This window comes from Thauera sp. WH-2 (assembly GCF_048321015.1).
Classification (GTDB): Bacteria; Pseudomonadota; Gammaproteobacteria; order Burkholderiales; family Rhodocyclaceae; genus Thauera.
In genome coordinates, this window is sequence record NZ_JBLWFG010000001.1 from 325183 (window position 1) to 350856 (window position 25674).

The window sequence follows — 25674 nt, forward strand, 5'->3', positions numbered from 1 at the left end:
CCATGGCCCGAACGCTCAGGCGTCCTCAAGGATCAGGACCAGCAACTCCTTTGGCCCATGTGCGCCATAGGCAAGCGTTTGCTGAATATCGGCGGTTTTTGAAGGCCCCGACACCAGCAATGCGTTGGTCGGCAGTCCCGCGGCCCAGTTGTGCTCGTGCATGAAGTCGTGGAAGTTGTCCCGCACCTCGCTCGCGTTCAGCAGCGCGATATGAAAGGGCGGCACCAGACTCATCAGTCGCGGCTCCTCAGGCGTCGGCCAGAGCACAAGGCTGCCGGTCGCGGCGATCCCGCCGAGCGTTCCCGTCAAGCTGGCCGGGGTATGGAAGAAGAGTTCGTCTTTCCACTCTTCCACCGGTCGATCGTAGGCCTTCAGACGAATCGCGCACGGACTCGACGCAAGGTGTTCGGCGAGCTGCCGCCCGTGGGCGGTGGCGGGCGAAACAAGCAACTCGCCGATTCCCCGCGCCACGAGCGCCTCGACCACCCGCGCAGGCCACCCGGCGCGGGTGCTCAACTGTGTTTCGCCATGGACCGCCTCGAGCATCTGCCGAAGGCGTGGTATGCGGGCTTCGTCGCTGTACCGCCACGGCTCCGTAAGCAGGTCGATATCGTAATCATCGGCAACCGGCGTCGTACCCTGAAGGCTACCGCGCAGCTTGCCCAGTATCCGTTGCTTTGCATTCATTGCGTCCATGCTCCCCAGATCGCTCATTGGTCGCCAAGATGCTCACGGGCGAGTTCGTGAAGGGTGCGCGGCGCAAGCTTCGGCGCGCTGCGGTGCTCGGTCCATGGGCCGATGCTGGCCGGCATCAGCCCCCTCATCCGCGTTCCGGCGTACATCGCTGCCCGGTACAGCGCAGGCGAAGTGTTGAGCGTACGCCAGGCCTTCCAGATCATCGTCTCCCTCTTCGAGTACTTGGCGCCCTGGCCGCGCATGTGATGCGGCGCCTCCGTCGGCGGGCGCACCGCCTCCTCGCGCAGCCGGCGCAAGAGGGAGGGGATCGGGATCTTGACCGGGCATACCTCTCCGCAGGCGCCGCACATCGACGACGCGGTAGGCAGGTCACGGGTGGTCTCCAAGCCAAGCATGTGCGGCGTGACGATCTTGCCGATCGGCCCCGGATACACGGTTCCGTAGGCGTGGCCTCCGATACGGGTGTAGACCGGGCAGTGGTTCATGCATGCACCACAGCGGATGCAATTGAGCGTCTGACGCAGTTCGCCGTCTGCGAAGGCCTGGGTGCGGCCGTTGTCGAGCAGCACCAGATGCACTTCCTGCGGGCCGTCGAGTTCGTTCGCCTTGCGCGGACCGGAGATCATGTTTACGTAGGTCGTGATCGCCTGTCCGGTTGCCGAGCGTGTCAGCAGCGAAAGCAGCGGGATCACGTCACGCAGGTTCTCGACCACCTTCTCGATGCCCGTCACTGCGATATGGACCGGCGGCACCGTGGTCGACATGCGGCCATTGCCCTCGTTCTCGACCAGCAGCAGGGTTCCGGTCTCCGCAATGGCGAAGTTGACGCCCGAGACGCCGATGTCGGCCTCGAAGAAGTTGCGGCGGAGGGTTTCGCGACCGATCTGGATCAGGCGGTCCACGTCTTCGGTGTAATCGACGTTCAGCCGTTCGTGGAACAGCTTAGCGACCTGCCCCGCATTGAGGTGGATCGCCGGCATGATGATGTGCGCGGGCTTCTCTTCGCGCAGTTGGACGATGAACTCGCCCATGTCGGATTCGAGGCAGTCCACGCCACGCTCGCCAAGGTAATGGTTCATCTCCATTTCCTCGGACACCATCGATTTGCCCTTGATCACCTTCTTCGCCGCATGACGTTCGGCGATACGGTGCACGATCGCGTTCGCCTCCTCGACCGTCTCGGCCCAATGAACCTGCACGCCGTTACGGGTGAGGTTGGCTTCGAGGCGCTCGAGCAGATCCGGAAGCTTCGACAGCGCCCGCGCCCGCACCCGGTTACCGAAAGCCCGCAGGCGCTCCAGTTCCTCGCCATCGGGGAACTGGCTGCGACGCTTGTCCATGAGAAAATCCATCGCGCCCCGGAAGTTGCGCCGCAGTTGCGGATCGGCGAGCGCCTCGCGCGCGTTGCGCTTGAAGGCGATCGGCATCGCGGGGGTATCGGCCAGGCCGTTCATGTTGCACCTCCCTTGCGCGCAGACGCAGTACGGCGCAGCAGGAAGCTCGCCAAATGCTCGCCGCGCAGCGCATCGCCCTGCTTTTCGAAGCAACCGTTGATATTCAGCAGACAGCCGCAATCGGCGCTGACCACCTCGGCCGCGCCCGAGCCTTTCAACGCGGCCGTCTTGTCCTTGACCATCGCGCCGGAGATGTCGGGCATGCGCACGCTGAAGCTTCCACCGAATCCACAGCATTCGCTTTCGTGGTCATGATCGACCCGCTCGACACCCGGGAGCTGTGCCAGCAGCGCCCGACCATGCACATGCGTATTCATCTCGCGCCGCGCCGAACAGGAGGTGTGCAGCGCCACCTTGACCGGCGCACCGTTGTGTTCGAACTCGACCTTGCACACTTCAAGCAGGAACTCGGCCAGCTCGTAGGTCCGTGCGGCAAGCGACTCGACCTGTCTCAACGTCTGCGGCTCGTCCTTGAACAGTTCAAAGTAGTGATGACGGAACATGCCGGCACAGGAACCGGACGGGATCACCACCGGCCAGTCACCACCGAACAGTGCGAGTTGCGCCCGCGCGACCTCACGCGCCTCGTCGGTATAGCCCGAGGTGTACGCGGGTTGGCCACAGCAGCTCTGGCCCTGCGGGAAATGCACCTTGATACCCTCGCGCTCAAGCAGGCGGATGGCGTCCATCCCTGCACCGGGAAAGAACACATCGATCACGCAGGTGCCGAACAGATACACATCCGACGGTTTGGCGGGATAGCTGCGCGCAGCTTCGAGCGGAGGCGCCACACGCGTCGCGTTGGCAGGTACGGAGGACGGATGGCTCATTCGCTTCGGCTCCAGAAAACGATGCCCTTGATTGTGAAGCAGTCGCAGCGTCGCCGCGACTGCCGGAAACACTGATGGCGGGAGGCCATTCCGCCTCCCGTCACCTTCACCCCGCAGCGAGCAGCGGGTCGCTGACACCCAGCGCGTAGATCGCGATCATCGCGATCGCGCCGGTCATCAGCACGTAGTACACGGTCGGCCAGAACGTCTTGCGCAGGATTGCCCCCTCCCGGCCGAGCAGCCCCACGGTCGCGGAGGCCGCAACCACGTTGTGGATCGCCACCATGTTGCCGGCCGCAGCACCGATCGCCTGTACCGCCACGATCAGCGCCCCCGAAATACCCAGCGTGTTCGCAACCCCGAACTGGAACTGGCTCAGCATCATGTTGCTCACCGTATTCGAGCCGGCGATGAAGGCACCGAGCGCACCGACCGAGGGTGCCAGCAGGGGATAGACGTTGCCGACACTGTCGGCCACCCACTGCGCCATCGCGATCGGCATGCTCGGAAGATCTGCCGCATTGACGCCGGAGTTGATCAGGATGCGCACCATCGGCACGGTGAACAGCAGCACGAATCCGGCGCCAAGCAGCACCCGCGAGGACTCGCCCACCGCCTTCACCAGCGAGCGTGCATGCATGCCGTGCAGGAACACGGTGATCAACACCACTGCCACCAGGATCCCGCCAGGCAGGTAGAGCGGCTGAAAATTCGCACTCACGCCCTTCTCGCCAAGCAGATTGGGGAAATTGAGCACCACCGCCTTGAGCGCACTTCCAACCTCCGGGAACACACGACTCAACACCAGCAGCGCTCCCACCAGCACGTACGGGAGCCAGGCGCGGATTACGCCGATCTCGCGGTGTTTCGGCAGCGCATCGAGCTTCATCTCGACACTGCCCATCCATTCACTCGGCCACTCCTTTGCATCGGCGAAATCCCACGCCTTCTTCGGCACGAGGAAACCCGCACGCGCGGCCGTGGTGACGATCGCCAGACCGACGAGCCCCCCCAGCAGGGACGGGAATTCGGGCCCGAGGAAAACACCGGTGAATGCATACGGCACGGTGAACGCAACACCGGCGAAGAGCGCGAACGGCAGCACCTCCAGGCCAGCCTTCCAGCTCTTCTCACGCCCGAAGAAACGGGTCAGCATCATCGCCATGATCAACGGCATCACCGTGCCGACCAGCGCATGGATGATCGCCACGTTGCTGGTGATGAGCTGCAGGAACACCTCCCAGCTCGAGCCCCTGGCAGAAAGTTCGGCGCCGATGGTCGCCGTATCGAGCCCGCTATTCACGCCGATGATGATTGGCGTACCCACCGCACCGAACGACACCGGCGTGCTCTGCACCAGCATGCCCAGCAGCACTGCCGCCAGCGCCGGAAAGCCGATCGCCACCAACAGCGGTGCGGCGATCGCCGCTGGCGTGCCGAATCCCGACGCCCCCTCGATGAAGCAGCCGAACAGCCAGGCGATGATGATGGCCTGGATGCGGCGATCAGGGCTGATCGTGGCGAAGCCCGACCGGATCGCGGTAATGCCGCCGGAGTACTTGAGCGTATTCAGCAGCAGGATGGCGCCGAAGATGATCCACAGCACGCCCACCGTGATCACGAGCCCCTGGAGGGTCGAAGCCAGCACGCGATTGATGCTCATGTCCCAGGCGAAGAGCGCGATCAACGCGGTGACGACATAGACGAAAGGCATCGCCCGCTTTGCGGGCCAGCGCAGCCCGACAAGCAGGATCGCCGCAAGCAGGATGGGCGAGAACGCCAGCAGGGCAAGGGTTCCGGGCTGCATCCCTCACCCCCCCACAACCGTGCGGCAGCCAGCGTCCGCATCGAAGACTATCGTGACAAAAAATCGCATTTACTCTCCCCCTTCCCCTCAGAAGTCCTACTGGAAAATAGATAGTGGTCTTACCACTTCACCACGTTGTGACCTAGACTAGGGGAGCGACCGGAAGCTGTCAATGGAATTCATCAACTTTTCCGATAGCCACATAACTCGTATCCAGTACACCTCGCCCGCACGCAAGACGGCACTTGCCCTCCTCCCCCTGCGCCGCTAGATTCGGCAGCAGTTTTCGTCTCCCCGCACGAACGCAGTCCTCCACGGAACCCCCTGATGAAAGCCACCCCCTTGCAACAAAGAAGACTCTCTGACGACATCGTGGAGCGTATCGAAACCCTGATCCTCGAAGGCAGCCTGCGCCCGGGCGAGCGCCTGCCCGCCGAGCGTGCGCTGGCCGAGGACTTCGGCGTCTCACGTCCATCGCTCCGAGAGGCGATCCAGAAGCTTGTCGCACGCGGCCTACTGATCAGCCGTCATGGAGGTGGAACCTTCGTCAGCGACTCCTTGGGTTCGTCCTTCCGCGACCCGATGCTCGAGCTGCTGGAGAACAATCCGGAAGCCCAGCGCGACCTCATCGAGTTCCGCCACACATTGGAGGGGGCCTGCGCCTACTACGCGGCCCTACGCGCCACGGACCTCGACCGTCAGCGTCTGAAGGCCGCTTTCGAACGCGTGCAGGATTGCTACCTGCAGCAGGGGCGCGTCAGCCGCAGCGAGGAAGGCCGGACCGACGCCCTTTTCCATCTCGCAATCGCCGAGGCGAGCCACAATGCCGTGCTGTTGCACACCATCCGCAGTCTGTTCGATCTGCTCGAACACAATGTGGTGACGAACATCGGCGGCATGCTGCCGCTCGGTAGCGTGGTCCGCGACAGGCTGCTCGCGCAGCACGAGGCCCTGTACCGCGCAATCGTCGACGGCCGGGCCGACGACGCGCGGCGCAAGGCCTCGGAACACCTCGATTACGTACAGGAGGTCCTCGTCGACACCCTCGACGAGGCGAAGAGGATCGAGCGCGCCAAGCGCCGCCGCGAGCCCGCCTGAGCGCTGCGGGTCCATTCAGATCCCGCCCATGCTACCGAGCGGCATCCGGATCCGTGCCGGTGCCCCTGTCAAGCCACGGCTCGTCCGGATCAAGCCGCCGGGCTTAGCGCACGCCCTCGGAGCGCACCCGCAACGCCTGCAGTGCGCGTTGGCCGGCACGCCCTGAAAGCTCCAGTCCCAGCCGCGTCTGCTCGAGCTTGAGCGCATCGCGCGTGCGCGCGCCGATCATCCCGTCCACTTCGCCAATGTCATGGCCCCGTGAGATCAGCAAGGACTGCAGTTCGCGCCGCTCGGCGCGCGAAAGCCCGGGGTCCTCGGTGGGCCAGGGCGTCACGAAAGGCCGGCCGCCGCGCAGGCGGTCGGAGAGATGCGCAATCGCAAGACCGTAGCTTTCGGCAGCGTTGTAGGAATACAGCGCATCGAAATTGCGCGTTATGAGGAAGGCCGGCCCTGCCTCGCCGGCCGGCAGGAGCAAAGCCGCTTGCGTTCCAGCAGCCGGCATGGGGCGACCATCCAGGCGCTTCACTCCGCGCGCAACCCATTCCGAAACCGCACGCTTGTTCTTGCGCCCGGCGTCGGACACCTTCATCCCGGCCGGCAAGCCAACCTCGAATCCCCACGGCAGATCGCTGCGCCAGCCCGCTCGCTTGAGGAAGTTCGCGGTCGACGCCAGCGCATCCGGTACGCTGTCGACCAGGTCGCGGCGCCCGTCGCCATCGAAGTCGACCGCCAGGCGCATGAACGTCGAGGGCATGAACTGCGTATGCCCGAATGCACCCGCCCAGGAGCCGGTCAGACGCTCAGGCGCAACATGGCCTTCCTGGACGATCTTGAGCGTGGTGATGAACTCGCCACGGAAGAAGGCTTGCCGCCGCCCGAAGCAGGACAGTGTGGACAGGGAGCTCAACAGCGGCCGGCTGCCGAAGTTGCGCCCGTAGTTGCTTTCCACCCCCCACACGGCAACCACGGTGGCGCGGTCGATGCCATACTCGGCCTCGACCCGCTCCAGCACGGTCTTCCACTCGGAGAGCATCGCGGTGCCGTCGGTGACACGCTCTTCGTCCACCAGCGCGGCGAGGTAATCCCAGATCGGCGTGACAAATTCCGGCTGGGCGTCCAGAAAGCCAAGCACGGCCATATCGGGCGCCAGATCGGCGATCTGTGCATCGAACACTTCTTCGCGCACCCCTTGGCGGATCGCCTCGCCGCGCAGATCCGCGACACAGGACGTAAACGCCGCCTCATCTGCAGCGGCGGGTGCAGAGACGGAGAGGGTCGAGAAGGCTGCGACAAGCAGGAGCGAACGGGAGCGCATGGTTCTGTCAGCGAAAGACGACTATCCGGGCGAGCAGTCTACCATCGCGCACCACCGGGATCCGGCGTGCGTATCTGCCGGCCGCGCAACTCAACGCTCCACCTTGACCATCCGCCCAGGCGCCACCCACACGCCACGCTCGAGAAGCTTCGCACCGTCGAACACCAGCCAGCTCTGGCCACCGTAGTGGGGCAACGGGCGCACGAGCGCCTCCAGCGCCGCCGCGTCCTGCCCGGCCACCACCGCCAAGGGCGGCCCTTCCGTGCGCCGGACGGTCCACACGCGTGCGCTTCCTCCAGCAGGCATGCCCTCGACCTGTGTCGCGAGCCCCGCCTGCGCCAACGCGCGCTCCACTGCAGGCATAGTGCCGATCAGCAGCACCGGCCCGCCGTCGACATGCAGGGCCTCGAAGCCCGCGATCACGGCCTCCCGCTCGAACAAGCGCTGCGCCAGCGTACGCGCTGCAGCGGAGATCGCAGCCTCCGGGAGGCGCACCGCTGCGCTCGCCCCAAGGCCCCCCGGTAAGGCAAGTGCATCGGCAAGCACGAGACGGGGCTGGGGGGCGACGATCCATTGCCGCAGGATGGGCGGCAGCTGCTCGGGTTCGGGCACGCGCCAGAGTCGCAGATCGGGATCAAGGCTGAGTGTTTCAGGCACGAAGGGCAGATCGATGACGGCCTCGGCGCGGGTCTCCGAGAAGCCCACCGAACGTGTGCTGGAGAGATCACTGGCACTTGCACGAACCTCCAGGCGCAGCGCGTACGCCGGCGCAGGTTGCGTAAGCACGAGGCGGATGCGGGCATCGCGCCCGGCCTCAGCAGCCCGTTCCAGCCACGCGCGCTCGATGCCGGGTGCAGCCCCCCCTCGGCGCTCCAGCCACTGGCTGAAGAATCCCTCGAGAGAACGTCCCGCGGCCCGCTCGAACGCAGCGCGCAGATCCTCCCAGCCTGCAGTGCGGAAGCGGTGCTGCGTCCAGAAACTACGAATCGCATGTGAAAACGCCTCCGCACCGATCTCGTCCTCCAGCATCACGAACAGCATCGCGGCCTTGCCATAGCCAATCGCAGCGGCAGCCCCATGGGTGCGCGACCGAAACGCCGCAAGCGGCGCGTGCGCGTCTGCCGGTAGCGCAGCAAAATCTCGTATCCACCCTAGGCGCATCTCCCTCGCCTGGGCCGCAGAGTCGTCTACCCGGTACGCGTAGTCGGCCATGAAGGTGGTCAGGCCCTCGGACCAGTTTCCACGTGCGTAATCCACCATGACCCCGTTACCCCACCAGTTGTGCAGCACCTCATGACCAAGAGAGGTGGCACGGATAAAAGGCAGCCGCAACACCTGTTCCCCGATGTAGGTCAGCGTCGGCATGCCGAATCCGGTGGGAAGCGGGCTCGCGACCACGGAGAACTCGGTGAAGGGATAGGCCCCGATGAGGCCCGAATAGCGCTCGATGTAGCGCTGGCTGTCCGCAAGATAGCCATCGGCGAGCCCGGGCTCGCCGTCCAGCGCAGGCGGGAAGTAGGTGCGCAGTCGCAAGGGGCGCCCGTCGTCCTGTGCGACGGTTCGCTCACGTACCGTCCAGGGGCCGGCCATCAGGTCGATCCCGTCCGTCGGGTGCTCAAAGACAAAGTGGGCACGATAGACGCCATCGGCGGGGGCCGGCAAGCTTTCCTCCACCAGGCGCCCCGGCACCAGCGCTCGCTGCGCGCCACGCACACGGAGGTTCACCGCGTACGAGAACAGATCCGCCGGACGGGGATACCACGCGCTCCCCGCCGAGAGGTAACTCCCCTGTGGTGAGGCCATCGGCGGCATCGATTGCAGTACGCCGCGATGATCGCGCGCCTGCTCGAGCGCGGGCAGCGTACCCGCATAGCGCAACACCAGCGCCTCGCCCGCGGGGTTGTCCAGCGCCCAGGCACGCAGCGCCCCGCGCGCCCCAAGCGGACGGACCTGCAGCGCTCGTGCCCCCGCCTGCGCCGACACCGGGCGCAGTGACTCATGCAGGACGAAGCGAAAGTGCGCATCCTCTGCAAGCCACTCAGCCTGCACGGCGATCTGCCGTGTGGCCGGGTCCAGTTCCACGTCCAGCACCAACTGACCGGCGGCAATCGGCCCCGCCATACCGGACGCAGGAATGGGCAGGCAAAGCAAAGCCGTGGCGAGCAAGGCAAACCTGCGCCACAGGCCGCTCACGACACAGCGATTCATCGTTCTCCCCCGATCACTGCCCCCCCGCACGAATCACACATCCGACACTTCCGGCACGGCCGACACAAACTCCGCGCTCAACCCTCGGGCGGGAAGCGGATCACCACGTCGATACGCCTACCGTCGCGTTGCACGACCAGCGGCAACCAGGTGCCGGAAGGCTGCTCGCGCACAGCCGTAACGAGTTGCCGGGAGGTGCGTGCGGGCCGCCCCGCGACTTCCAGGACGACATCAGCCGCCTTCAGCCCACTGCGCTCCGCAAGACTCCCCGATCTGACCTCACGCAAACGCACCCCGCCCTCCACCTCCTCCAGCCACACGCCCAGACGGGGTGGCGGTGGAGGTGCAGTGCGTTCACTATCCACGGCAAAAACGGCGTCCGCCAGGCCGGATGGAAGGCTGGCACACGGAACGCCTGCAGGTACCGGCAGGAGTTGCCCGATGCTGTACTCCCCCAGGTCGCGCAGCTGATGCGCCACGCCATACCCAAAACGGACGTGTCCGCTACCGAGGATGCCGACGGCAAGCGGCAGGCTGCCATCGGGCGCGGCATGGCGACGGCGCCCATCCAGCAGCGCCTCGGCCATTGCACGGTCCCAGTTCAACTGGGAGTCCACGAAGTTGCGGAAGGCACGCTCACTCTCCGCCTCCAACTTGTCTTCGTCGCGCGCCGCCGCGTGGTGGCCGTGCACTTCACGCAGGAAGGCCATGTAGTCCGGCGCCGGCTCGGCCGGGCGCCCCACCCCCTCCAGTTCGGACGCGTCCATCGCCGCCCGACCACGTTCCGCGATCCCGCGCGTTACCGATGCATCCACGTTGAGGGCCAGCATCGGGATGCGGTGCAGGCGGGCGAAGTGGAAAAGCGGCAGATACAGTTCTGCCGGCATGCTCCACACTTCGTCCCACTCACTCAGGGAAAGGAACTCAGCCTCGCCGAGTTCTCCAGCCACCCAGCGATCCAGCACCGCCTGCGCCCGGCGAGGAAACATCTCGAAGCCGATGACCATGTGCGGACGCTGGGCGTGCAAGGCTGCAAGGGTATGCAACTGCCAGCGATGGTGATCCATGTCGTCGTGCTGCTCGCCAAGGAGAACGACGTCGCGCTGCCCCATGGCAATCAGCAGACCGGTCGGTGCCACCAGCTGTGGTGTCGCGCCGTCGACACGTGCCCAGTTGCCGGGCGCCAGACAGTCGGTTTGCTCGGACGCTACCGCAGCCTGCGCAGACAGGGAGATCAAAAGGGCCGCCGAGAGCACGACTGCCCCCAGGCTTGAACGAGCACGCATGATGAGTATCCGGGAGACGGTAACCACCGGTAGAGCGAGCCGGATCCCCGCGAGTTCCGCACTACCCGGATGCCATGCCCGGCAACAGGCTCAACCCGGGAAGTGATCGACCCTGTCGGTGATCAGGCCTTCGAGGCCGAGTGCCGCCAGGCGGGCCGCCTCGGCATCCGTGTTGACGGTATAGGCCAGCCGGCGGAACCCGGCCTCAGCGACCACCTTCGCAGTCTCCTCGTTCCACGCCGCCTGCGCGGCGACGATCGCGACGCAGCCCAGGCGTGCAGCACAACTGCGCCAACCCGGCACCAGTCGTTCGCAGAGCAAGGCCCTCGGCACCCCGGGCGCAGCGCTCGCCGCCGCCGCGAGCGCGGGCAGCGAAAAGGAGCTAAGCAAGGGGGGCGGTGCCGATCGCCACTGCGCACGAAGCACCTCACCGACACGCCGGCCTGTGCGCTCTTCGTCACCGGGCGCAGGCTTGATCTCGACATTCAGCATCCAGCCATGCGCCTCGCACTCCTGAATGACCCCGGCGAGCGTCGGGAGCCTCTCGCCCGCGTAACCCGGCCCGTGCCAGCTTCCCGCATCGAGCCTGGACAGGGCCGCCCAATCGAACTCGACCGCAGCACCATGGCCATCGGTCGTGCGTTCCAGCAGATCATCATGAAGCAGGAACACTTCGCCGTCAGCGCTCAGGCGGGCATCACACTCGAACATGCGGAAACCATTCGCCGCACCCGCGCGGAACGCAGCAATGGTGTTCTCAGGCGCCAGCAACCCTGCACCTCGATGCGCGATCCAGCGCGGATAGGGCCATCCGCCCCGCGTTTCGAGCACGCCGGGGCGGGCCTCGCCGCTCGGACTGCGATCGCCGGGGGTCACTCCGCCGACTCGGGCTTGGGCTTGCGCCGGGGCTTCGACGCCCCCTTGCGCCCGCCACCACCACCTGTTTCATCGCTGTCCGCCTTGGTCGCAACGACCGCCAACTGAGACGAGGCGTGCGCCTCCACCTCGGCCCCGCTCCCATGCTTCACCGCCGCGGGCGAGGACGCCGACTCCGCCGGCTGATCAGCAGGGCCAGAGGCCTTGGCCTTCTGCGCCCGCCCGGTCTCCTTCTTTGTCCCTCTCGTCCCCTTTTGCGCCCTTGATCCCTTCTCACCCTTCTCACCCTTCACAGCGGCTGCGCCTGCAGGCGAACTGTCGGCCGCCGGAGGGTTGTCCGCCTTGGCCGGTGCCACGAGGGGCACATCGGTTTCAGCCACGGTGGCACGGGCGCGCCGCCCGCGGGAAGAACGGGCGCTCGACGGGGCAGGCGGCATCGTGCGAGCAGGCTCCTGCCCCTCCCCATCCGCCGGAACGGCTGCACTGGCTTCCGTCGAGGAGGCAGCAGCCTCTTCGACGCGCAGGCCGGTTGGCACCTCCGCTGCCGCTGAATCCTCGACAAGGGCAACTTCCGCCAAAACCTCGGTAGGCGTTTCGGGCCTGGCTGCAGCCCCGCGGCTACGCGAACGACCACGACGCGCCCTGCCCGCTCCCTCTGTCGCCTCGCCGTTATCGCTCGCAGCCTGCGCCTCCGCGGGTACGGACCCCGCCTGCGCGGCCGCCGGCGACTGGCGTTCCGATGTAGCGTATGTTGAATCGGAAACAGCACCTCCAGTGCTGGAAGCACGACTCACATACGTACCCGACTTCTCGTCACGGCCAAGCTCGAGCAAACGGCGCGTCTGCGCTTCTTCGAGCAGGTTGCCGAAGGCACGAAAGCCAAAGTAGCTCTCGTTGAAATCGGGCTTGCGGCGCTTGATTGCCTCCTTGAGCATCGACGCCCAGATCTTGCCGCTTTCGCCGCGCTCGGCCAGCAACGCGTCGAAGGTTTCGACCGCAATATCGATCGCCTTGGCCCGGCGCGCCTCGAGCTCCTCGCGCCCAAGCTTCTCTTCCTCCGCCGAGCGCCGACTCCCCGACACTGCATCCCGCGCCTCGCGCTTCGCGGCATTGCGCTGGCTGTCACGCACGAGGTCATCGTAGAAAATGAACTCGTCACAGTTGGCGATCAGCAGGTCCGAGGTCGACTGCTTGACCCCTACGCCAATGACCTGCTTCGCGTTCTCCCGCAGCTTGGAGACCAGCGGGGAAAAATCGGAATCGCCACTGATGATCACGAAGGTATCTACGTGCGACTTGGTATAGCAGAGGTCCAGAGCATCGACCACGAGCCGGATGTCCGCGGAATTCTTCCCAGACTGCCGCACGTGGGGAATCTCGATGAGTTCGAAGTTCGCCTCATGCATGGCGGCCTTGAAACTCTTGTAGCGATCCCAGTCGCAATACGCCTTCTTGACCACGATGCTGCCCTTCAGCAGCAAGCGTTCGAGCACGCGCTTGATGTCGAACTTCTCGTACTTCGCATCGCGCACACCGAGCGCGACGTTCTCGAAGTCGCAGAATAGCGCCATGCTCACGCTGTCCGAGGAAGAGGCCATGAGAATCTCCGGTTCAAGTCAGCCGTGATGTTAAGCCCTGCCTCCCCGCCACACCAGTCGGGCCCGCACAGTCGGGCCCGCACGGGTCGCCCCCAAAATCACGCTCCCACGGCTGGCCTGCTGCAGATCGTCGGCGGATCTTCGGCTTGCTGCCTCAAGCCGATTCTGCTATTAAGTCCGCTCCCTTCATTGACCATCTACGGAAGCTGATCCATGGCCGACGATACCCTGCACAAGCAATTCCCGCCCTACGTCCCAGCCGCCGGCGAGGAGTACATGAGCGAGAAGCAGCTGGCCCACTTCCGCGAAATCCTGAATTCGCTCAAGGCCGAGCTCGTGGATGACATCGAGCGTACGGTCCATACCATGCAGGACGAAGCCACTGTCTTTGCCGACCCCAACGATCGCGCGAGCCAGGAGTCCGACATCGCTCTCGAGCTGCGCAACCGCGACCGCGAACGCAAGCTCATCAAGAAGATCGACGAGGCGATTGGCCGCATCGACGAGGGCGAATACGGCTATTGCGACAGCTGTGGCGTCGAGATTGGTCTCAAGCGCCTGGAGGCGCGACCGACCGCAACAATGTGTATCGATTGCAAGACGCTCGAGGAAATGCGCGAACGCCAGGTCGCCAAATAAGGCACGACTGGCTTCACCATCGACAAGGGGCGCCGAGGCGCCCCTTTTTTCAGGTCGTCAGACCACGCCGACCGAAGCTAGCTGGGATTCAAAACGAAGAAGGACGCCTAGGCGTCCTTCTTCGTTTCTACAGCGTGCAGCGGATGACCCGCTGCCACCTCATCACGCTGCGCTGTCGTTCAGCAGGGCCTTCATGCTGAGACGGATCTTGCCGCGCTCATCGGTCTCGAGCACCTTGACGCGCACGACCTGGCCTTCCTTGACGTAGTCCGACACGTTGTTCACGCGCTCGTTGGCGATCTGCGAAACGTGCAGCAAGCCGTCGCGGCCCGGCATGATGTTCACGATCGCGCCAAAATCAAGCAGGCGCACCACAGGACCTTCGTAGACCTTGCCCACCTCGACTTCGGCAGTGATCGCCTCGATCTTCGCCTTCGCGGCCTGGGCACCCTCGGCGCTGACCGACGAGATCTTGATCGAACCGTCATCCTCGATCTCGATCACCGTACCCGTCTCTTCCTGCATCGCGCGAATCACCGCACCGCCCTTGCCGATCACGTCGCGGATCTTCTCGGGGTTGATCTTCATGTTGATCATGCGCGGAGCGTACTCGGACACCTCGCCACGGCTGCTGCTCAGGGCCTGCTGCATCAGACCGAGGATGTGCAGGCGGCCTTCCTTGGCCTGCTCCAGCGCGGCGTGCATGATCTCCTTGGTGATGCCCTGGATCTTGATGTCCATCTGCAGGCCGGTGATGCCGTTCTCGGTACCGGCGACCTTGAAGTCCATGTCGCCAAGGTGGTCCTCGTCGCCCAGGATGTCGGTCAGCACCGCGAAGCGGTTACCGTCCTTGATCAGGCCCATGGCAATGCCGGCGACGTGGTTCTTCAGCGGTACGCCGGCGTCCATCATGGCGAGAGAGCCGCCGCACACCGAGGCCATCGACGAGGAACCGTTGGATTCCGTGATCTCGGAAACCACACGCACGGTGTAGGAAAACTCTTCCGCCTTCGGCAGCATGGCGACGAGCGAGCGCTTGGCCAGGCGGCCATGGCCCACTTCACGACGCTTGGTGATGCCGAAGCGGCCGGTTTCGCCGGTGCAGAACGGCGGGAAGTTGTAGTGGAGCAGGAAGCGCTCCTTGTACTCACCAGCGATGGCGTCGATGATCTGCTCGTCGCGGCCCGTGCCCAGCGTGGCCACGACCAGCGCCTGGGTTTCACCACGGGTAAACAGCGCCGAGCCGTGGGTACGCGGCAGCACGCCGGTGCGGATCTCGATCGGACGCACCGTGCGGGTATTGCGCCCGTCGATGCGCGGCTCGCCATTGAGGATGCGGCTGCGGACGATGCCCGACTCGAGGTTGAAGAAGATGTCCTTGATCTCGTTGACCGAGGGTGCGTTCTCCACGCCTTCGGTGAGCTGGCCGATCACGCGCTTGCGGATCTCGGACAGACGGCCCGAGCGCTCCTGCTTGCTGGTGATGCGGAAGGCCTCTTCCATCTCGCCCTTGGCGAGCTCGGTGACCTTGGCGATCAGCGCCTCGTTGGCGGGCGGCGCCTGCCAGTCCCACTCGGGCTTGCCGGCGACTTCGACCAGCTCGTTGATGGCCTGGATCGCGGTCTGCATCTGCTCATGGCCGAACACCACGGCGCCGAGCATCACGTCTTCCGCCAGTTCCTGGGCTTCCGACTCGACCATCAGCACTGCGGTCTGGGTGCCTGCCACAACCAGGTTCATCTGGCTGGACTGCAGTTCAGTGGCAGTCGGATTGAGGACGTACTTGCCATCCAGGTAACCGACGCGCGCGGCCCCGACCGGGCCGTTGAAGGGCAAACCGGAGATCGCCAGCGCGGCCGAGGCACCGATCATCGCCGGGATGTCGGAATCGATCTCGGGGTTTAGCGACAGCACGGTGACAATGACCTGGACTTCGTTCATGAAGCCTTCAGGGAAAAGCGGGCGGATCGGACGGTCGATCAGGCGCGAGGTGAGGATTTCCTTCTCGCTCGGACGACCTTCGCGCTTGAAGAAGCCGCCGGGGATACGACCCGCAGCGTAGAACTTCTCGACGTAGTCGACGGTGAGCGGGAAGAAGTCCTGGCCCGGGCGGGCTTCCTTGGCGCCGACCACGGTGGCCAGCACCACGGTCTCGTCCATGTTCACGATGACGGCGCCGCCGGCCTGGCGGGCGACCTCGCCGGTTTCCAGGGTGACGGTGTGGGCGCCGTAGGCGAAGGTTTTCTTGATTGCGGTAGGCAAGGTTCTTTTCCTTATTCGATGGATGCAGCGAACTACAACTGCTTGCGGCGGGCTTTCCAAGATGGAGGCCAGAGCACCGAGAAAAGACGGGCCCGGACAGGTCGGTCGATGCAGGATCTGCGTGCGGGAAGCCTGTATGGCAAAAAGCCGGTGAGGCCGCAGGGGCACACACCGGCTTTGCTGGCTTACTTCGCCCTGATCGGCGCTGTCTGGCTCGTCATGGACGGCAATTACTTGCGCAGGCCCAGACGCTCGATCAGATTGCGGTAGCTGTCAGCGTTGCGGCCTTTCAGGTAGTCCAGCAGCTTGCGGCGCTGGCTAACCATCTTCAGCAGGCCGCGGCGGGAGTGATGATCCTTGCCGTGAGCCTTGAAGTGGGGGGCAAGCCCGTTGATGCGGGCGGTCAGGAGTGCAACCTGGACTTCCGGCGAGCCGGTGTCGCCCTGGGCGCGCTGGAAGTCGGAGACGATCTGCGACTTGGATGCGGTATCAAGAGCCATGTGTGTCTTTACTCGTGTTTTTCTGCCAATCAGAAGCGCCGGATTATACCCAAAAGCGTTCGACGAATTCAATCGAAATCACGCATTTGCGGCGAGCTTGTCGCCGCAGGTCGCGATCAGCCGCTTCGCGGCAAGCCGTCCGTCGTGCTGCCGCGCGGCCAGGCCGAGGAAACCCTGGGGTCCGAATACCCGCAGCAGCACGCCCTCCACCCCTTCAAGGCTGAGATCGAGCACCCTGCCCTGCAGCAGCGCAATTGCGCCAGCCTGGTCGAGATCGAGTCGCGGGAACTCGGCAACCAGGGCGTCCACCGGTGCCAACAAGGCCTCGCGGACGGCTTCCGCTGTCGCCTCGAGCGCCGCGAGCGAGACCGCCCCCTGCAGCGTGAAGCGGCCGATTCCGGTACGCCGCAGCGCGGTCAGATGCGCACCGCAGCCCAGCGCAGCGCCAATGTCCATGGCGAGGCTGCGGATGTAGGTGCCCTTGCTGCAATGAACGCGAAGGCGGAAGCGGTCGCCCTCGAAGTCGAGCAGATCGAGCGCGTGGATCGTGACCTGGCGCGCTTCGCGCTCGAGCTCGATGCCCTCGCGTGCGTATTCGTACAGCGCCTTGCCGTCGCGCTTGAGCGCCGAAAACATCGGCGGCACCTGCTCGATCGGACCGCGAAAGCGCTCCAGCACACGCTCGAGCCGGGCCCGATCTACAGCGACCGGGTGCGTCGCAAGCACCCTGCCCTCGGCATCGCCGCTGTCCGTTTCCACCCCGAGCAACACGTCGGCCTCGTAGGTCTTGTCGGCATCCAGCAGCATCTGCGAGAACTTGGTGGCCTCACCGAAGGTGAGCGGCAGCAGGCCGCTCGCCATCGGGTCCAAGGTGCCGGTGTGGCCAGCCTTGGCGGCATTGAGCAAGCGACGCGCCGTCTGCAAGGCACCGTTCGAGCTCACGCCCTGCGGCTTGTCGAGCAGAAGCACACCGTCGACCTGGCGACGGGGGATCTTGCGCTGTATCTGACGCGGACGTCTCGCCGGCGTGGCTGCCTCCACCACGGAATCAGCGCCCATCCCTGTCGTCGGCGCCATCGCCTTCACCCTCGTGCCGCGCTTCGTCGTCCTTGACCACCGCATCGATCAGCTGGGAGAGACGCGAGCCCTCTTCCACCGAGCGGTCGTAGTGAAAATGCAGTTCCGGGATGGTGTGGATGCGGATGCGACGGCCGAGTTCGCGGCGCAGGAAGCCACTGGCGCGGCGCAGACCCTGCAGAATCTCGGGCACGTCGTCCTCGCCGGTCATGTTGGTGAAATACACCTTGGCATGGGCGTAGTCGGGCGTGATCTCGACGTCGGTCAGGGTAATGAAGCCGACACGTGGATCCTTGACTTCGAGCCGGATCAGCTCCGCCAGCTCGCGGCGGATCTGCTCCACCACGCGCTGGCTGCGGGAATACTCCTTGGGCATCGCTTACAGGGTCCTCGCGACTTCCTTGATCTCGAACACCTCAAGCTGGTCGCCTTCATGGATGTCATTGTAGTTCCGGAGCTGCAGACCGCACTCGTAACCGAACTTGACTTCCTTGACATCGTCCTTGAAGCGCTTGAGCGATTCGAGCTCACCGGTCCACACGACGGTGTGGTTACGCAGCAGACGGACATGCGAACCGCGCCGCACCACGCCTTCGAGCACGTAGCAGCCCGCGATCGAGCCGACCTTGGAGATCGTGAACACCTGGCGGATCTCGACCAGGCCAATCACTTCCTCGCGTTTCTCCGGTGCGAGCATGCCGGACAGCGCCGCTCTTACTTCATCCACTGCGTCATAGATGATGTTGTAGTAACGGATATCGACGTCGAACGTCTCTGCCAGCTTGCGCGCACCTGCATCGGCGCGGGTATTGAAGCCGATGATGACTGCACCCGAGGCCTGCGCCAGGTTGACGTCGGATTCGCTGATCGCGCCCACCGCGCCGTGGATGACATTGACGCGGACCTCGTCGGTGGAGAGCTTCTGCAGCGATTGCACCAGCGCTTCCTGCGAACCCTGCACGTCGGCCTTGATGATCAGCGGCAGGGTCTTGACCTCTCCCTCCGTCATCTGGTCCATCAGCGTCTCGAGCTTCGCCGCCTGCTGCTTCGCGAGCTTCACGTCGCGATACTTGCCCTGGCGGAAGAGGGCGATCTCGCGCGCCTTCTTCTCGTCGGTGAGCGCAATCGCCTCGTCTCCTGCGGAAGGCACATCCGACAGACCGAGGATCTCGACCGGAATGGAGGGGCCGGCTTCCTCGATCTGCTTGCCATTCTCGTCCAGCATCGCGCGGATGCGGCCGAAGGTAGCGCCGGCCAGCAGCACGTCGCCTTTGCGCAGCGTGCCGGACTGCACCAGCAGGGAAGCGACCGGGCCACGACCCTTGTCCAGGCGTGCCTCGATGATCAGGCCCTTGGCAGGGGTATCCTTCGGCGCAGTCAACTCCAGCACCTCGGCCTGCAGCAGCACCGCTTCGAGCAGCTCGTCGATGCCGATACCCTTCTTGGCCGAAACCGGCACGAACATGGTCTCGCCGCCGTAGGCCTCGGGGATGACCTCTTCCGCGATCAGTTCCTGCGTCACCCGATCCGGGTTGGCCTCGGGCTTGTCGATCTTGTTGATCGCAACGACCAGCGGCACACCGGCCGCCTTCGCATGGTGGATGGCTTCGCGCGTCTGCGGCATCACGCCGTCGTCGGCGGCAACCACCAGGATGACGATGTCGGTCGCTTTCGCACCGCGGGCACGCATGGCCGTGAACGCCTCGTGACCCGGGGTATCGAGGAAGGTGACCATGCCACGCGCAGTCTCGACGTGGTAGGCACCGATATGCTGCGTGATGCCGCCGAATTCACCCGCCGCCACCTTCGCGGTACGGATGTAGTCCAGCAGCGAGGTCTTGCCGTGGTCGACGTGACCCATGACGGTGACGACCGGTGCGCGCGGCAGAACTTCTGCGTCCTTGTGTGCTTCATGCTCCTCCAGGAAGGCATCCGGGTCGTCGAGTTTGGCGGCGACGGCAACGTGCCCCATTTCCTCGACGATGATCATCGCGGTTTCCTGGTCCAGCACCTGGTTGATCGTGACCATCGAGCCCATCTTCATCAGGGCCTTGATCACTTCGGTCGCCTTGACCGCCATCTTGTGTGCCAGATCGGCCACGGTGATGGTTTCAGGTACGTGCACTTCGCGCACGATCGGCTCGGTAGGCGCCTGGAAGTTGGTGCGATCGTCCTGCCGACGGGCATTTCGTCCACCGCCCTTGCCCGCACCGCGCCAACCGCTGCCTGCTCCGACTTCACCGCGCGTCTTCATGCCGCCACGGCGCTTGCTCGCCGCGTCTGCTTCGCGGGCAGGCGCCGCCGGGCTGCGCTTGCCGTCGCGCGTCGCGGGCGTCTTGTCCTCAGCCTTGGCCGGACGATGCAGGGTCCCGGTGGTCGGCTTGGCCGCCTTGGCGGGCTCGTCCTTCTTCTGCTGTTCCGCACGCAGGCGGGCTTCCTCCTCGGCCTTGCGCGCCTCGGATGCTGCACGCGCCGCGGCTTCCCGCTCCTGTCGGGCGCGCAGGTCGGCTGCCTGGCGCTCCTTCAGCGCGCGCTGACGCTCCTCGTCGCGCTTGCGCGCCGCGATCTCTTCCTCGCTGAGGATCTCCGACAGCGGCAAGGGCTTGCTCAGCACGGTCGTGACGGCAGGCGCTTCGACCGGCGCCTCGCTGCGCGGCTTGCCACGCTTGCGATCGTTTCCTGCAGCCGTAGCCGGAGCAACGACCGGCTCGGCAGCTTCGGCGCTCTCGACCGCTGCAGGCACCTCCTGAGGCGCATCGACCCTGGACTCTGCCTCGACGGGCGACTGCACTGGGACCTCCGGTGCGACAACCTCAGCCACGTTCGCGGGCTCAGACGGTGCAACCTCGGCAACCGCCTCCTCAGGCGCTTGCGGAGCCGGAGCCTGCTCGACAGCAGCGACGGGCGCCAGCTCGACCGGCGCGGAGACCTCACCAGCGACGCTTGCGGCAACGGCGTCTTCCGTCTCTGCGGCGACCGCTGCAGCCTGTTCGGCCAGTTCATCTCGTTTCACGAAAGTGCGTTTCTTGCGCACCTCCACTTGCACCGTGCGCGCACGACCGGTGGAGTCGGTGGCACGAATCTCGGTCGTTTCCTTCCGGGTAAGGGTGATCTTGCCCTTCGGTTGGGTGTCGCCGTGCGAACGCCGGAGAAATTCCAGCAGCTTCGCCTTGTCCTGTTCGGTCAGCAGATCCGCCGCACCGGTCTTCTCGACACCCGCGCGCTTCAACTGCTCGAGCAGCGCCACGGCCGGCATCTTCAGTTCGCCGGCAAACTGGGTCACGCTCATCTGTTCCATTACAGCCCTCCCATCATTCTTCGAACCAATGGGCGCGCGCAACGGAAATCAGCGCCTTGGCTCTTTCTTCGTCGATCCCGGCCATCTCGACCAGCTCGTCGACCGCAAGGTCGGCCAGGTCGTCACGGGTACGAATGCCCTGCTGGGCCAGCGTTGCGGCAAGGGATTTCTCCATGCCGTCGAGGTTGAGCAGATCATCGGAGACCTTCTCGATCTGCTCCTCGGTGACGATCGCTTCGGTCAGCAGCACATTGCGCGCACGGTTGCGCAGCTCGTTGACCGTATCCTCGTCGAAGGCCTCGATCTCCAGCATCTCGGCCAGCGGCACGTACGCCACTTCCTCGAGCGAGGAGAAGCCTTCCTCGATCAGGATGTCGGCGACTTCTTCGTCCACATCCAGCTTTTCCATGAACAACGCACGCAGGCCCTGCTGCTCTTGCGCGGTCTTCTCGGCCGATTCCTGCTCGCTCATCAGATTGATCGTCCAGCCGGTCAGCTCGGAGGCGAGCTTCACGTTCTGGCCGCTGCGTCCGATCGCGATCGCGAGGTTGTTCTCGTCGACCACGACATCCATCGCATGCGAGTCTTCATCCACGACGATGGAAACCACCTCGGCGGGCTGCAGCGCGGCGACCACGAACTGGGCCGGATCGGCCGACCACACGATGATGTCGATCTGCTCGCCGCCGATCTCGTTGCGCACCGCGGTGACGCGGGAGCCCCGGAGTCCGACGCAGGTACCGATCGGATCGATGCGCTGATCGTTCGACTTGACTGCGATTTTGGCACGCAGGCCGGGATCGCGGGCGCAGGCCTTGAGCTCGAGCAGTCCGTCCTCGATCTCGGGGACCTCGAGCTCGAAGAGCTTCATCAGGAACTCGGGCGCGGTACGCGACAGCACCAGCTGCGGGCCGCGGGCGCCGCGGTCGATGCGCAGCAGGAAGGCCTTGACGCGGTCGCCCACACGCAGGTTCTCGCGCGGGATCTGCTGATCGCGCGGCAGCACGGCCTCCATACGGCCGACCTCGATGATCGCGTTGCCGCGTTCCATGCGCTTGATCGAGCCGGAGACGAGAAATTCCTTGCGGTCGAGGAAGTCGTTGAGCACCTGCTCACGCTCGGCGTCGCGGATCTTCTGCAGGATGACCTGCTTTGCGGCCTGGGCACCAATGCGCCCGAAGTCGATGGGCTCGAGCTCTTCCTCGATGTAGTCGCCGAGTTCGATGTCGGCACGCAGATCACGGGCGTCGATGATGCCCATCTCGCCCTCGTCGTTGGTGACCTCCTCGTCGAGCATCACCAGCCAGCGGCGCTTGGAGGTGTAATCACCGGAATCGCGATCGATCGACACCACCACGTCAGCGTCGTCGTGGATGCGCTTCTTGGTCGCGGAGGCCAAGGCGGTTTCGAGCGCGGAAAAAACGATCTCCTTGGCGACGTTCTTCTCGCGCGCCAAGGCATCGACAAGCAGCAGAATCTCGCGGCTCATTTCAGTAAAACCTCCACATCCACAGTCTCAAAATTGGGGTACCAGGCGTGCTTTCTCGATGTCTTCAAAGGGCAGCAGGACTTCGCCCTTCTCGGTGCGCAGCGCCACCGCGCCGTCCTGCACCCGCTCGATCACGCCGACGAAATTGCGTTGGTTGCCGATCGGCAGGGAAAGGCGCACCTGGGCCTGCTCGCCGGCAAAACGTTCGAAGTCGGCCAGTTTCTTCAGGGGGCGATCCAGCCCCGGCGACGACACCTCAAGGCGGTCGTAATCGACGTTCTCGACCTCAAACACGTGCTGCAGCTGATTGCTCACCGTGGCGCAGTCATCCACGGTGATCCCGCGCTCGATGTCGAGGAACACGCGCAGCAACCGGCCTTTGGGCGAGAACTCGACATCCACGAGTTCATACCCCAGCCCCGTCACCACCTGTTCGATCAGCTGCTCGACATCTGCACGCATGTATTCCGTCCGTCCCTCATGCCGCGCCCTGCTGGCGCCACAAATAAAAAATGGGCGAAACGCCCATCAAACCATTGCTCCTGCCGGAAAAAACCGCTGGCACAACCGGATGACAGACAGAAGCTGTCGCGCAGCAAGAGGGCGCAAACAGGAAGCCATCCATCAAAGCCGCGAGAGTATACAGCGAAAGGACGTGCACGAGCAAACACGCAAAGCATGGTGCGCCACCGGCAGCCGAAGCTGCCGTAGCGACCACGCCTCGCGTGGGACGGGCTCTGCGGCCTCGCGCCGCCGCTGCGCGGGTTCAGCGCGGCTTCGAGGGTGCACGCACCTGCGTGCGATGCATCTTGACCGGGCGCTTCGCGCGCTCGTCCTGCTGCCGGCTCTGCTGCGGCGGTGGCAGACCCGCGAGCGCGCAGGCCTCGGCCTCGGGCATCTCCATCCACATGCCACGCTTGAGGCGCGCAGGCAACTCTACGCTTCCGTAGCGCACGCGCATGAGCCGGCTCACGGTGAGGCCCACGGCTTCGAACATGCGCCGCACTTCACGGTTACGCCCTTCCGAAATCGTCACCCTGTACCAGTGGTTCGCGCCCTCTCCGCCCTCGTCACGCAGCACATTGAACTTTGCTGGACCATCCTCGAGCTGAATCCCGTCGATCAGGGACTTCGCCTGCTCCTCGCTCAAGGCACCGAGCACCCGTACGGCGTATTCGCGCTCGAGCGCGTAACGCGGATGCATCAGCTTGTTGGCAAGTTCGCCGTCATTCGTGAACAGCAGCAGCCCGGAAGTATTGAAATCCAGCCGCCCCACCGCCAGCCAGCGCCCCTTGCGCAACAGCGGGAGGCGCTCGAACACGGTCGGGCGCCCTTCGGGGTCCTCGCGCGAGACGATCTCGCCCTCCGGCTTGTGATAGATCAGAACCCGGGGCGAACGCTGGTTGAAGCGCAGCGGCACCAGTCGGCCATTGACCTTCACGCGGTCCCCCGGACCAATCTTCTGGCCAAGCGCAGCCGGCTCGCCATTGACCGTGATCCGACCCGCGACCACCCATTCCTCGATCTCGCGGCGCGAGGCAACGCCCGCCTGAGCCAGAACCTTCTGCAGACGCTCGGGCTCGACCGGCTCGGGCGGCGCACCGCGCCCTCCGGTCCTGCCGCCCTGCCCCCTGGCCTGAGCGGGTCGCGGCGCGCTAGGCGCATCCTGCGACCGTCCGCCCCCACGGGCGTCGCGCCGGCGGGACGGCACGCCGTCCTCGGACCACTCGCCCGTATCGCGGGCAGCATGCCCCTCCTGGCGGTCCGTGCGCTGCGCACGGGGGTCGCGATCGAGAATCTCGATCGCTTCAGACTTCTTCTTCAAGGGCGGGCGCAGTGGCCGGTTCGTTTTGCGAGACATCGATGAGGTCCATGATTTTTTCGATTTCGGTCAGCGCAGGCAGTTCGGTCAGACTGCGCAAGCCCATGTCATCGAGGAAGCGCCGGGTGGTGGCGAAAAGCGCCGGCCGCCCCGGGGTGTCGCGGTGGCCGACAACGTCGATCCACCCCCGCGATTCGAGGGTTTTCAAGATGTTGGGCGACACCGCCACTCCCCGGATATCCTCGATGTCACCGCGGGTGACCGGTTGCCGGTAGGCGATGATCGCCAGTGTTTCCATGACCGCACGCGAGTAACGCGGCGGCCTCTCCTCCTTCAGGCGGTCGAGATAGACCTGAACTTCGGCCCGCGTCTGGAAGCGCCAGCCGCTCGCCAGCTGCACGAGCTCCACCCCGCGCGCAGCATCGAACCACTCGGCGCGCAACTCGTCGAGCAGACGACGCACCAGGTCCGGACCCGGGTCCTCATCGAACAGCCTGCGCAGCTCGGCCACCGTCAGCGGGCCCGTGGCCGCCAGCAGTGCAGCCTCCACAATGCGCAGCCAGGCTTCAGGCGTCGTCGCGGGTTGCATCGGCAAGTTTCACGTAAATCGGCGCGAACGCCTCGTTCTGGGTCACTTCAACCAGCTTTTCCTTCACCAGCTCGAGCACGGCGAGAAAGCTCACCACCAGGCCCGCCGCACCGAGCTCGACCTCGAACAGCGTGTCGAAAACCACGAAGCCGCCTCCGCGCAGCCTGCGCAGGATCACCGTCATGTGCTCGCGCACCGAGAGCTGTTCGCGCTCCACGCGGTGCGTCTGCGTCAGACGGGCCTTCTTCATGATGCGAAGCCAGGCCAGCTGCAAGTCATGCAGACTCACCGCGGGCAAGCGCTCGACCACCTTCTCGGCGGCGAACACGCCGACCCATTCGAAATCCCGCTCGACACGCGGCAGCGCATCGATCCGCGCTGCGGCAAGCTTCATCTGCTCATATTCGAGCAATCGGCGAACCAGCTCCGCGCGCGGATCGACTTCCTCTGCATGCTCGCGTGGCGGCCGCGGCAGCAGCATGCGCGACTTGATTTCAAGCAGCATTGCCGCCATCAACAAGTACTCGGCGGCAAGCTCGAGATTGGAAGTCCGCATGGCTTCGACGTACTCGAGATACTGCGCGGTCAACGGCGCCATCGGGATGTCGAGCACGTCGAGGTTCGCCTTGCGGATCAGATACAGCAACAGATCCAGCGGCCCTTCGAATGCATCGAGGAAGACCTGCAGCGCGTCGGGCGGAATATACAGGTCTTTCGGCAGTTCGAGCAGGGGCTCGCCATGGATGCGCGCCAACACGTCGAGGGTGTCGGCGGTGTCGACCGGCGCCAGATCGAGCGGCAGATTCATCAGCAAGCCATGCCCGGACGGA

21 protein-coding genes are annotated in these 25674 nt (G+C 65.0%); 2 read left to right on the plus strand and 19 right to left on the minus strand.

The genetic code is table 11. The features are described from left to right. Positions 1 to 15 precede the first annotated feature (15 nt). The 4 genes from ACNKW1_RS01625 to ACNKW1_RS01640 all read right to left on the minus strand — a co-directional run bounded on the left by ACNKW1_RS01625 (position 16) and on the right by ACNKW1_RS01640 (position 4787). The gene (locus tag ACNKW1_RS01625; protein ID WP_418362851.1) at positions 16 to 687 is read right to left on the minus strand and encodes a LutC/YkgG family protein; all 672 of its coding nucleotides are present in this window, start codon (positions 685 to 687) and stop codon (positions 16 to 18) included. A 23-nt stretch (positions 688 to 710) separates the two neighbouring features. After that, the gene (locus ACNKW1_RS01630) at positions 711 to 2150 is read right to left on the minus strand and encodes a LutB/LldF family L-lactate oxidation iron-sulfur protein (RefSeq protein ID WP_418362852.1); all 1440 of its coding nucleotides are present in this window, start codon (positions 2148 to 2150) and stop codon (positions 711 to 713) included. Continuing rightward, positions 2147 to 2980 carry a (Fe-S)-binding protein gene (locus tag ACNKW1_RS01635; protein ID WP_418362853.1) on the minus strand — a complete coding sequence of 278 codons (834 nt, stop codon included), beginning with the start codon at positions 2978 to 2980 and terminating at the stop codon, positions 2147 to 2149. The genes ACNKW1_RS01630 and ACNKW1_RS01635 overlap by 4 nt, the downstream gene beginning before the upstream one ends. A 106-nt stretch (positions 2981 to 3086) precedes the next feature. After that, positions 3087 to 4787 (minus strand): L-lactate permease, encoded by a 1701-nt coding sequence (locus tag ACNKW1_RS01640; RefSeq protein ID WP_418362854.1) that lies wholly within the window; start codon positions 4785 to 4787, stop codon positions 3087 to 3089. A 327-nt stretch (positions 4788 to 5114) separates the two neighbouring features. On the opposite strand from ACNKW1_RS01640, the gene ACNKW1_RS01645 reads away from it, so the two are divergent. Continuing rightward, the gene (locus ACNKW1_RS01645; protein WP_418362855.1) at positions 5115 to 5885 is read left to right on the plus strand and encodes a GntR family transcriptional regulator; all 771 of its coding nucleotides are present in this window, start codon (positions 5115 to 5117) and stop codon (positions 5883 to 5885) included. 103 nt (positions 5886 to 5988) lie between these two features. On the opposite strand, the gene ACNKW1_RS01650 is transcribed toward ACNKW1_RS01645, so the two are convergent. The 5 genes from ACNKW1_RS01650 to ACNKW1_RS01670 all read right to left on the minus strand — a co-directional run bounded on the left by ACNKW1_RS01650 (position 5989) and on the right by ACNKW1_RS01670 (position 13168). After that, complete coding sequence (locus tag ACNKW1_RS01650) at positions 5989 to 7200, minus strand: lytic murein transglycosylase (RefSeq protein ID WP_418362856.1); 1212 nt, start codon at positions 7198 to 7200, stop codon at positions 5989 to 5991. A gap of 90 nt (positions 7201 to 7290) precedes the next feature. Then, positions 7291 to 9408: a M1 family metallopeptidase gene (locus ACNKW1_RS01655; RefSeq protein ID WP_418362857.1), complete on the minus strand. Its 2118-nt coding sequence runs from the start codon at positions 9406 to 9408 to the stop codon at positions 7291 to 7293. A 77-nt stretch (positions 9409 to 9485) separates the two neighbouring features. Next, on the minus strand, positions 9486 to 10694 hold the full coding sequence (locus ACNKW1_RS01660) for a ChaN family lipoprotein (RefSeq protein WP_418362858.1): 1209 nt from the start codon (positions 10692 to 10694) through the stop codon (positions 9486 to 9488). Between the two features lie 90 nt (positions 10695 to 10784). Beyond that, entirely contained in the window at positions 10785 to 11570 is a 786-nt protein-coding gene (gene ugpQ, locus ACNKW1_RS01665) for a glycerophosphodiester phosphodiesterase (RefSeq protein WP_418362859.1), read from the minus strand. Beyond that, positions 11567 to 13168: an NYN domain-containing protein gene (locus tag ACNKW1_RS01670; RefSeq protein ID WP_418362860.1), complete on the minus strand. Its 1602-nt coding sequence runs from the start codon at positions 13166 to 13168 to the stop codon at positions 11567 to 11569. The genes ugpQ and ACNKW1_RS01670 overlap by 4 nt, the downstream gene beginning before the upstream one ends. Before the next feature lie 213 nt (positions 13169 to 13381). Between ACNKW1_RS01670 and dksA the strand changes: the two genes are divergently transcribed. Further along, the gene (gene dksA, locus ACNKW1_RS01675) at positions 13382 to 13807 is read left to right on the plus strand and encodes an RNA polymerase-binding protein DksA (protein WP_418362861.1); all 426 of its coding nucleotides are present in this window, start codon (positions 13382 to 13384) and stop codon (positions 13805 to 13807) included. 162 nt (positions 13808 to 13969) lie between these two features. Here dksA and pnp read toward each other — a convergent pair whose 3' ends face one another. The 10 genes from pnp to ACNKW1_RS01725 all read right to left on the minus strand — a co-directional run bounded on the left by pnp (position 13970) and on the right by ACNKW1_RS01725 (position 25652). Continuing rightward, on the minus strand, positions 13970 to 16069 hold the full coding sequence (gene pnp / locus ACNKW1_RS01680) for a polyribonucleotide nucleotidyltransferase (protein WP_418362862.1): 2100 nt from the start codon (positions 16067 to 16069) through the stop codon (positions 13970 to 13972). Between the two features lie 230 nt (positions 16070 to 16299). Next, positions 16300 to 16569, minus strand: a complete 270-nt coding sequence (gene rpsO, locus ACNKW1_RS01685; protein ID WP_002926549.1) for a 30S ribosomal protein S15 — start codon at positions 16567 to 16569, stop codon at positions 16300 to 16302. Positions 16570 to 16647: 78 nt separating this feature from the next. Continuing rightward, positions 16648 to 17628: a tRNA pseudouridine(55) synthase TruB gene (gene truB, locus ACNKW1_RS01690; RefSeq protein WP_418362863.1), complete on the minus strand. Its 981-nt coding sequence runs from the start codon at positions 17626 to 17628 to the stop codon at positions 16648 to 16650. Further along, entirely contained in the window at positions 17618 to 18022 is a 405-nt protein-coding gene (gene rbfA, locus ACNKW1_RS01695; RefSeq protein WP_418362864.1) for a 30S ribosome-binding factor RbfA, read from the minus strand. Before rbfA ends, truB begins: the two co-directional genes overlap by 11 nt. 3 nt (positions 18023 to 18025) lie before the next feature. Further along, positions 18026 to 20944: a translation initiation factor IF-2 gene (gene infB, locus ACNKW1_RS01700; protein WP_418362865.1), complete on the minus strand. Its 2919-nt coding sequence runs from the start codon at positions 20942 to 20944 to the stop codon at positions 18026 to 18028. Between the two features lie 13 nt (positions 20945 to 20957). Next, entirely contained in the window at positions 20958 to 22433 is a 1476-nt protein-coding gene (gene nusA / locus ACNKW1_RS01705; protein ID WP_418362866.1) for a transcription termination factor NusA, read from the minus strand. 27 nt (positions 22434 to 22460) lie between these two features. Further along, positions 22461 to 22895 carry a ribosome maturation factor RimP gene (gene rimP / locus ACNKW1_RS01710; protein ID WP_418362867.1) on the minus strand — a complete coding sequence of 145 codons (435 nt, stop codon included), beginning with the start codon at positions 22893 to 22895 and terminating at the stop codon, positions 22461 to 22463. 304 nt (positions 22896 to 23199) lie between these two features. After that, on the minus strand, positions 23200 to 24294 hold the full coding sequence (gene rluB / locus ACNKW1_RS01715; RefSeq protein WP_418362868.1) for a 23S rRNA pseudouridine(2605) synthase RluB: 1095 nt from the start codon (positions 24292 to 24294) through the stop codon (positions 23200 to 23202). Beyond that, entirely contained in the window at positions 24242 to 24844 is a 603-nt protein-coding gene (gene scpB / locus ACNKW1_RS01720) for an SMC-Scp complex subunit ScpB (protein WP_418362869.1), read from the minus strand. Before scpB ends, rluB begins: the two co-directional genes overlap by 53 nt. Then, positions 24822 to 25652 carry a segregation and condensation protein A gene (locus ACNKW1_RS01725; RefSeq protein WP_418362870.1) on the minus strand — a complete coding sequence of 277 codons (831 nt, stop codon included), beginning with the start codon at positions 25650 to 25652 and terminating at the stop codon, positions 24822 to 24824. The genes scpB and ACNKW1_RS01725 overlap by 23 nt, the downstream gene beginning before the upstream one ends. Between the last annotated feature and the right edge of the window lie 22 nt (positions 25653 to 25674).